The sequence below is a fragment of the Merdibacter massiliensis genome, assembly GCF_900155395.1.
Lineage (GTDB): Bacteria > Bacillota_I > Bacilli_A > Erysipelotrichales > Erysipelotrichaceae > Merdibacter > Merdibacter massiliensis.
The window spans coordinates 69462-77699 of record NZ_LT699706.1 but is presented as its reverse complement, the minus strand read 5'-3'; the positions used below and the strand labels follow the sequence as shown (position 1 = coordinate 77699).

The following is an 8238-nucleotide window of genomic DNA, read 5'->3' as shown; positions in this document are numbered from 1 at the left end:
GGGATTTCTAACGTATCAAGGCTCATTCAATGGTAGTAAAATCGTAGTAATTTGAAGTATTTCAACCCTTGAAAATGCTGATAGATACAGTGTTTTAGCGGACAATCAGATTTTTAGTTGTTTATTACATTAAAAAAGTGTGATTTGCCAATTTTTTCACAACTTTTCGAAAAGTGAAAAATACCTATAAAATGTAACCGCTTTAGCACTTTTTCTTTTAAAAATACGGAATAATAAACCTATTCAAAGTGCTTACATTCTTCTCCCCTGTTCGATGAACCAGTCGGATATTTATTAACTTGTGAAAAAAATAATTAGTTATTGACTTCTTCCCTTCTCTTCGTATAAACTGAAGCTGAATGATGAATGCATCATATCGAAAGGAGAAATGAATTATGAGAAAAGCGTACATTGTAGCCGCAAAACGTAGTGCGATCGGTAGCTTCATGGGTGGTCTTACAAATATCAAGCTGGTTGATTTGGGAGCAACTGTACTGAAAGAAACGATCAAACAGTCTGGAATCGATCCAAAAGACATCGATGAAGTATTAGTAGGAAATGTCATTGCGGCAGGTTTAGGTCAAAATATTGGCCGTCAGGTAAGCATTGCAGCAGGTATCCCTGTAGAAGTTTGTGCACAAAGCATCAACATGCTTTGCGGCAGCGGATTAAAAGCAGTCATGGAAGCAACCTTGCGTATACAGGCAGGTTTTGGTGATGTATATGTAGCCGGTGGTGTGGAATCCATGACCAATGCTCCATTCTTGGTTCCAAGCAAGATCCGTAATGGTGTCAAGATGGGCGATATGAAATTAGTCGACAGCATGCTGCATGATGGTTTGACTGATGGAATGTATAACATCCACATGGGAGTAACTGCAGACAACATTGCTAAAAAATATAACATTTCACGTGAAGATCAGGATGCATTTGCCTATGCTTCTCAACAAAAGGCAATTGCCGCAATCGACAGCGGTCGCTTTAAAGATGAGATCGTTCCTGTAGAAGTACCGGGAAGAAAAGGTGCCATCAATATCTTTGATACAGATGAACATCCAAACCGTACAACGACTTTAGAAAAAATGGCAAAATTGCGCCCTGCTTTTACACCGGACGGTACAGTAACAGCTGGTAATGCTTCTGGTATCAATGATGGTGCAAGCTTTACGATCGTTGTGAGTGAAGATGCTTTGAAAAAATACAATCTGACGCCAATGGCTGAGATCGTCGGCTTTGGTCAAGGCGGTGTCGATCCGCGTGTCATGGGACTTGGCCCTACTCCTGCAATCTTAAATGCATTAAAATATGCAGATATGAAGATCGAAGACATGGAATTAGTCGAACTGAATGAGGCATTTGCTGCACAATCACTTGGTGTTATCCACGAATTAGAGGAAGCAACAGGTATGGATCGTGAAGCATTCATGGCAAAAACCAACGTTAACGGCGGAGCTATCGCATTAGGTCATCCGGTAGGTGCTTCAGGTAACCGTATCTTAGTTACCCTGCTCTATGAAATGGCAAAACGTGATCTAAAGATCGGCTTAGCTTCTCTTTGCATCGGCGGCGGACAAGGCTGTGCCGTCATCGTCAAACGACCATAATGATCCATTGAACGGTATTCTTTTCAGGATACCGTTTTTTATTTTCATTTATTACTTTTTTTCAACGCTTCTTACTCACTTGACAAAACATTCACAATTCGTTACTATTTATCTGTGAAAACGCAGAAAGCGTAAAGAGAGGAAAGATAGGTAGAGAATATGAGAAAATCTTATATCGTAAGTGCAAAACGTACAGCCATCGGCAGCTTCCTTGGCGGATTAGCAACTGTAAAACCAAAAGACATGGGCAGCGAAGTTGTAAAAGCCTTGTTGGCCGACGCAAAAGTTGCACCAGAAAATGTAGATGAAGTCATCTGCGGTAATGTATTAGGTGCTGGACTTGGACAAAATATCGGCCGTACCATTGCTTTGGAAGCTGGTATTCCAGAAACAGTATGTGCTCATTCTGTAAATATGGTTTGCGGTTCTGGTTTGCGTACTGTAATGGAAGCAGTTATGTCGATTCAATGTGGATTTAATGACATCGTTGTTGCCGGCGGTGTGGAATCAATGTCAGGAGCTCCATATTTGATTCCTGCGAATACACGTACAGGTAACAAAATGGGTAACTTCACTGTTGTTGACCACATGATCTATGATGCATTGACGGATGCACGTGCAAACATCCATATGGGTGTAACTGCAGAAAATATTGCAAAAAAATATAACATCACTCGTGAACAGCAAGATGAATTTGCATATGCTTCTCAACAAAAAGCTATCGCAGCTGTTGACAGCGGACGTTTCAAAGATGAGATCGTTCCGATCACTGTACATTTGAGAAAAGCAGATGTCGTATTTGATACAGATGAACATCCAAATCGTAAATCAAATCCAGAAAAATTAGCTAAGCTGCGTCCTGCTTTCATTAAAGATGGAACTGTAACAGCTGGTAATGCTTCTGGTATCAATGATGGAGCATCTTTCGTTTTAGTAGCAAGTGAAGATGCTGTTAAAAAATATAATTTAACACCGCTTTGCGAAATCGTGGGTATCGGTCAAGGCGGCGTGGATCCTTTGACAATGGGTCTAGGTCCTACTCCAGCTATCCGCAATGCTTTGAATTATGCAGGTTTGAAATTGGATGATATGGATTTAGTAGAATTAAATGAAGCATTTGCTGCACAGTCATTAGGTGTTTTACATGAATTAGAAGAAGAACATGGCATCGATCTAAAAAAATTCATGGAGAAAGTCAATGTAAATGGTGGTGCCATCGCATTGGGACACCCTGTTGGTGCTTCTGGTAACCGTATCCTTGTATCTTTGATTTATGAAATGATCAAACGTGATGCAAAAGTTGGTCTTGCTTCCCTGTGTATCGGCGGCGGACAAGGTTGTGCAGTGATCGTTAAACGTCCATAATCAAAAATGCTTATTTATTCCCGAAAGCAAAAGCCTTCGGGATTTTTTTAATGTATTCCTATGGAGGTATTCCTATGTTTATTGAGACAAAACGTTTATATATGAGAGAACTCACATATGCTGATCTTCCCTCTTTGGCAAAAATCTTGCAGGATCCAGATGTCATGTACGCATATGAACACGCCTTTGATGATCAAGAAGTGCTCGATTGGCTTGAAAAACAATTGCTTCGTTATCAATCAGATGGTTTTGGTCTATGGGCAGTCATTTCCAAAGCAGATAATAAATTGATCGGCCAATGTGGAATTACCATGCAAAATTGCAATGATCACTGGGTCAAAGAAGTAGGCTATCTATTTGCAAAGGTCAATTGGCACCAAGGTTATGCCACAGAAGCAGCACAAGCTTGTTGCCATTATGCTTTTGATCACTTTCACGCTGATGAGATATATGCCATCATTCGCGAGAACAATCAACCATCCATCAATGTTGCCCTGCGTTTAGGGATGCAGCCGAAGATGAGATTGATCAAGCATTATCATGGAATAGATATACCGCATATTGCTTATATGTTAAAAAAAGATAAAAAATAATTTTTTTTGCAACCTTTTTCACTTTTTATCGGTATATATAGTGAAAAGGATGGGATGGAGAAAAATATGCAAGATCAGGAAATTATCAGTTTATATTGGAAACGGGATGAAACGGCAATTAAAGAAACTAAAAATAAATATGAACACTATCTTTTTAAGATTGCTCAGAATATCTTGAATGATTCTTTGGATAGCGAAGAATGTGTCAATGACACATATTTGAAAGCCTGGAATTCGATTCCTCCGCATTCACCGATTCACTTTTCCCTCTATCTGGCAAAGATCACAAGACAGCTCTCCATTGATCTTCTCCGATACAAATGCCGTATGAAACGCTATTCGTCCCAATATACTTGTTCAATTTCTGAATTAGAAGAATGTATCGGAGAGAAGACATCAAGCAAGGATTTAATTGATCTTGAGCTATTAAAAGAAACAATTCAATCCTTTTTAGACACATTACCAAAGGAAGAACAAAGTATCTTTTTAGAACGATATTATTTTATGGACTCTGTAGCCGATATTGCAAAGCATCATACATTTTCTGTTTCTAAAACAAAAAGCATTTTACATCGAATGCGGAAACAATTAAGGCTGCATCTTTTAAAGGAGGGATAAGTGTGAATAAAAATGCGCAAAAAGGGCCGACTTAAAAACAGGAGGTAAAAGATATCGAAAAAATTTATAAGTTGACTGGAATAGAAGAAATATCAATGCCAGATTGTTTTAAAAAGTTCAATGCTTTTTCAACTGTAAGTGAAGGATTGGCGTTTGGTTTTGGATCCATAAAGGATTCATGGTCACATGGATTAAATTCTTCTCCTGTAAGGATCATGTGGTAGATGCTGACCAGCATCATGCGTGCGATCGCAATGATTGCTTTCTTATGACCTCGTCGTTTCTTGATATTGGAATACTTTCTTCCAAAATAAGATGTCTTATCTTTGATGGCCGATAAAGCACATTGGACAAGCAGAGGTTTGAGATACTGTCCAGCTTTTGAGATACGGACTGACTTTTTCTTGCCGGCACTCTCGTTGTTGGCAGGAGAAAGTCCGGCCCAACTGACAAGCTGTTTGTCGGATTCGAACTGAGACATATCAATTCCTATTTCAGAGATGATAAGAATAGCAGATAAAGCACTGATTCCTTTTATTTGTGTGATGTGCTGAAAAGATCTGCGAAAAGGATACGCACGCTTAATCAATTCCACTTCGCATGAATCAATGAGCTGATCTAAATATTCCATATGATCCAAAGATTTTTCCATCTTGAATCGTTGATCCGATTCAATGTGATAGCCATGAAGAGAGTCCAGTATCTTATCTTTGTTCTTACAGTTTTTGTGAACGAGCTTTAGGATCTTGTCATCATCGATCACATTGGATTTCATGACTTCTTTCATAATGTTGGAAGCCGTCTTGCCAAAAGGATCTGAAACAACAGAAGCCAGACCGACATTAGAAATGGTCATACAGTTTTGATAACGATTCCGTTCTGAAGAACGCATGCAGACCAGTTTGTATCTGTAACGTGCGATCTCACGCATCTCCCGAATTTCTTTGGGAGGGATAAACGAAAACTTGATCAGATCATGTTTGAAGAGATCACAGATCCATTTGGAATCTTTCTTATCTGTCTTCTTGCCTTTGATGGCTTTGACATACTTGGGGTGAGTTAAATGGACATTGGTCTCATCTTCAAGAATGTTAAAGATCGGGATCCAGTATTTACCGGTAGACTCCATACAGACATCAGAACAGTGATGAGATCGCAGCCAATCCTTTAAACGGTATAGGTCGGAGTTTAAAGTGGAGAAGGATCGTTGGAAGTATTCTGTAATGTTGGTCTTTCTATCGGTGATCCCAATAGTAGCGACAACCAGGTTTTTGTGAACATCCATGCCACAACAGTTGAAACGAACGATTTTCATTACCATAAAAAAACTCCTTTCATGCAAAAGGAGAGGTGGCATTGACTGTCATCAAAGCGAATCGACAACAGTTGATTGAACAATCATAAGTGTCCAGGCTCAAAGTCCTACTTATTTGTGCTTGAGATGATGACGGCAACTTATATATATACAGGATATTCAATTGAGTAGAATTCCTACTCACCTCCACGTGCTCTGTAGTGTACCACCTCTCTTATATGGTAACACGAAAAAATGAGACGTGTGAGATTTATTGATGAAATATTTGTGTCCGCGCGACCTTAGGCGCGGGGAAATGGAGGAATATATGACAAAAGAAGACTTAATAGATGCTTTCGGAGCAATTGATGAAAAATATCTTATTGAAGCTGATCATTATCGAACCGCCTTGCCTTTTTCTAAAAAGACAATCTTATCAACACGGATCATAAAGAGAATCACCTGCATAATGGTTTTATTTATCTGCATTCATATCGCTTTCTTTCATATTTTTTGGCAAGAGTCCGCCATTGAGGATACAACAATCTCGCAAACAGAAACGCTGCCTGTCATCACTCTAAACGATAAAACTGCCGGTGGTTTTGGTTATCAAGCATTAGAATATCTTTCCCCATCTGACATTGTCAGCGGAAATCCATGGAACGAAGCATTAACAGTCACATCTCTTCCCATCTTTCAAAATCCAATTTCTCATGATGAACAACATAAAGTAAGCGGATATTCTTTAGATGATATGAAACAGGAACTTTATGACATTACAAATCGTTTACACATTTCAAAAGATTCCTTTCAGGTTCAAATTGAACACACACCGTATGATGTTCAGATGATGGCGGAAACAGATGATCATACCATCATAGTAAATGAATATATGGATACCCGGATATTCTTTCGCTCCGAAGATGCTCTTCCAGAGCATTTGCGATCCTTTTCATTAAACACTTATGAAGAAAATATGGAAGTAGCAAAATATATTCAACGTGCATATGCCGATCTGATTGACATGCAAGATCCTCAAATAGCTATTCTTGGAGGTGATTGCAATAATGATGGAAAAAAGAATTACACAATATGTTTTTATGACAAAGGTGAAACAATCGAAGACAGTATCCTTAACTATAACTTTCAGAATATTACATTTGGTATCGCAGATGGTCAATTATCCAGCATTTTGATCCAACATACAGATCAATCCACAATAATTGGCGATTATCCGATCATATCTGTTGAAAAAGCGGAAGAATTACTGCGAAATGGTAACTACCTTGCCTTTTTTCCAACACAGCTTATCAAAGATGACATCACTATCGCCAAAAGTGAACTTATTTATCGTTTAGACGCTACAGATATGTATTTTATTCCTTATTACTGTTTTTATGTAGAGCTCAACAAAGAAGCAAACAGCAAAGGAGCCACTGTATACGGGATTTGTTATGTTCCTGCCATTCCCTCAAAATATATTGAAACTATGCCTGTAAACGGATCGCTTCCCAAATAAAATATTTCACCTGTTCGTTTCTATAGAATATTTACATTTGAACTAGGATCTCTAATGAAAAAGGAAGTGTTTACCATGACCAAAAAGATAAAATATAAATTATGGATCATACTTGTCCTTTGTCTCATATGGATCGCTCTACTTGGAATATATGTATTGTTTCCTCATTCTAACAATCAATTGTCAATAAATGCTATAGACTATAGCAATATGATAAAGGGGATCCTTTCTTCCAATAATGATGTCCCATCACCTTCGATCACACCTGAAGCAGACCAAATGGAAACACTCATTAATAATTATTTAATACAAAATTCAATTAGCGATGCCTCCATACAATATTGTATTGAAGATCTAGAAACACATACACGCTATGTGCACAACGAAAACGAGAACGTTTTTGCTGCTAGTATTTACAAGCTGCCGTTAGCTATGATTTATTATGAAAAAATCCATGCAGGTGAATATACATTGGATACGCTGTTTACCTATGAAGCAAATCATTATGAAGCGGGTGGTCCTATTGGAAATGTGTATGCCGTTGGTGAGCAAATTGCACTAAGCGAATTGCTTCATGATTTAATTCTCTACTCTGACAACACAGCAGGACATATCTTATTTGAAAATTTCGGCGGATGGATTGCATTTAAGGAAGCTATCTCTAAATATAGTGATGTGAAACAGGATGATTATTTTTACTCCTATGATAATGTATTAAACGCTGCATTCGTATCAGATGTTCTTGCTCATCTATATGAACACAGTGATGATTACACACAGCTGATTGCTAATTTAAAAATGGCGACACCAGATGCGTATCTGGCTACAGATGTAAAAACAGACATTGCACAAAAATTTGGTAATTATGGTATGTACAATAGTGCTGCCGGCATTGTGTACGGAAATCATCCATATACTATCGTCATCTTTACTTCCCTAGGTAATCAAAATACTGTCATCGGTGACATCAATGCCATTTGCTATACCTATTTTAATGGTAATTCTATGAAGTAGCGCTCCGGATGAAAAAGTGGGGTCCTTTTATGCAAAAAGGGTCAGATTCTGATTTCATCGATTTTGATACTTTTCCTGAAATCGTTGATACACTTGCATATCCAGGATTTCTAAAAAAAATAAGCATTACTCATTAGAAGAGAAAGATCATTTTATCGTCTATTCCTCTAACAACTTCTTCACGGAGTGATTGCAATAATCTGAACGATCATGCATGTAATAATAGCAAAC

7 protein-coding genes are annotated in these 8238 nt (G+C 38.2%); 6 read left to right on the top strand and 1 reads right to left on the bottom strand.

Translation table 11 applies throughout. The annotated features are described in order from the left end of the window. Nucleotides 1-395: 395 nt before the first annotated feature. From BQ9859_RS00400 to BQ9859_RS00385, 4 genes are all read left to right on the top strand, one after another. The gene (locus BQ9859_RS00400; protein WP_075876233.1) at nucleotides 396-1604 is read left to right on the top strand and encodes an acetyl-CoA C-acetyltransferase; all 1209 of its coding nucleotides are present in this window, start codon (nucleotides 396-398) and stop codon (nucleotides 1602-1604) included. A 159-nt stretch (nucleotides 1605-1763) separates the two neighbouring features. Then, on the top strand, nucleotides 1764-2969 hold the full coding sequence (locus BQ9859_RS00395) for an acetyl-CoA C-acetyltransferase (protein WP_075876232.1): 1206 nt from the start codon (nucleotides 1764-1766) through the stop codon (nucleotides 2967-2969). 74 nt (nucleotides 2970-3043) lie between these two features. Then, complete coding sequence (locus BQ9859_RS00390; protein WP_075876231.1) at nucleotides 3044-3562, top strand: GNAT family N-acetyltransferase; 519 nt, start codon at nucleotides 3044-3046, stop codon at nucleotides 3560-3562. A 66-nt stretch (nucleotides 3563-3628) separates the two neighbouring features. Next, entirely contained in the window at nucleotides 3629-4180 is a 552-nt protein-coding gene (locus BQ9859_RS00385) for an RNA polymerase sigma factor (RefSeq protein ID WP_075876230.1), read from the top strand. Nucleotides 4181-4244: 64 nt separating this feature from the next. Here the strand turns inward: BQ9859_RS00385 and BQ9859_RS00380 are convergent, their stop codons facing one another. Further along, a complete protein-coding gene (locus tag BQ9859_RS00380) occupies nucleotides 4245-5501 on the bottom strand; it encodes an IS110 family RNA-guided transposase (protein ID WP_075876229.1) in 1257 nt (418 codons plus the stop codon). A 250-nt stretch (nucleotides 5502-5751) separates the two neighbouring features. Here BQ9859_RS00380 and BQ9859_RS00375 point away from each other — a divergent pair, with 250 nt between their 5' ends. Beyond that, a complete protein-coding gene (locus tag BQ9859_RS00375; RefSeq protein WP_143404348.1) occupies nucleotides 5752-6993 on the top strand; it encodes a hypothetical protein in 1242 nt (413 codons plus the stop codon). Between the two features lie 279 nt (nucleotides 6994-7272). Next, on the top strand, nucleotides 7273-8007 hold the full coding sequence (locus tag BQ9859_RS00370) for a serine hydrolase (protein ID WP_235846357.1): 735 nt from the start codon (nucleotides 7273-7275) through the stop codon (nucleotides 8005-8007). Nucleotides 8008-8238 lie beyond the last annotated feature (231 nt).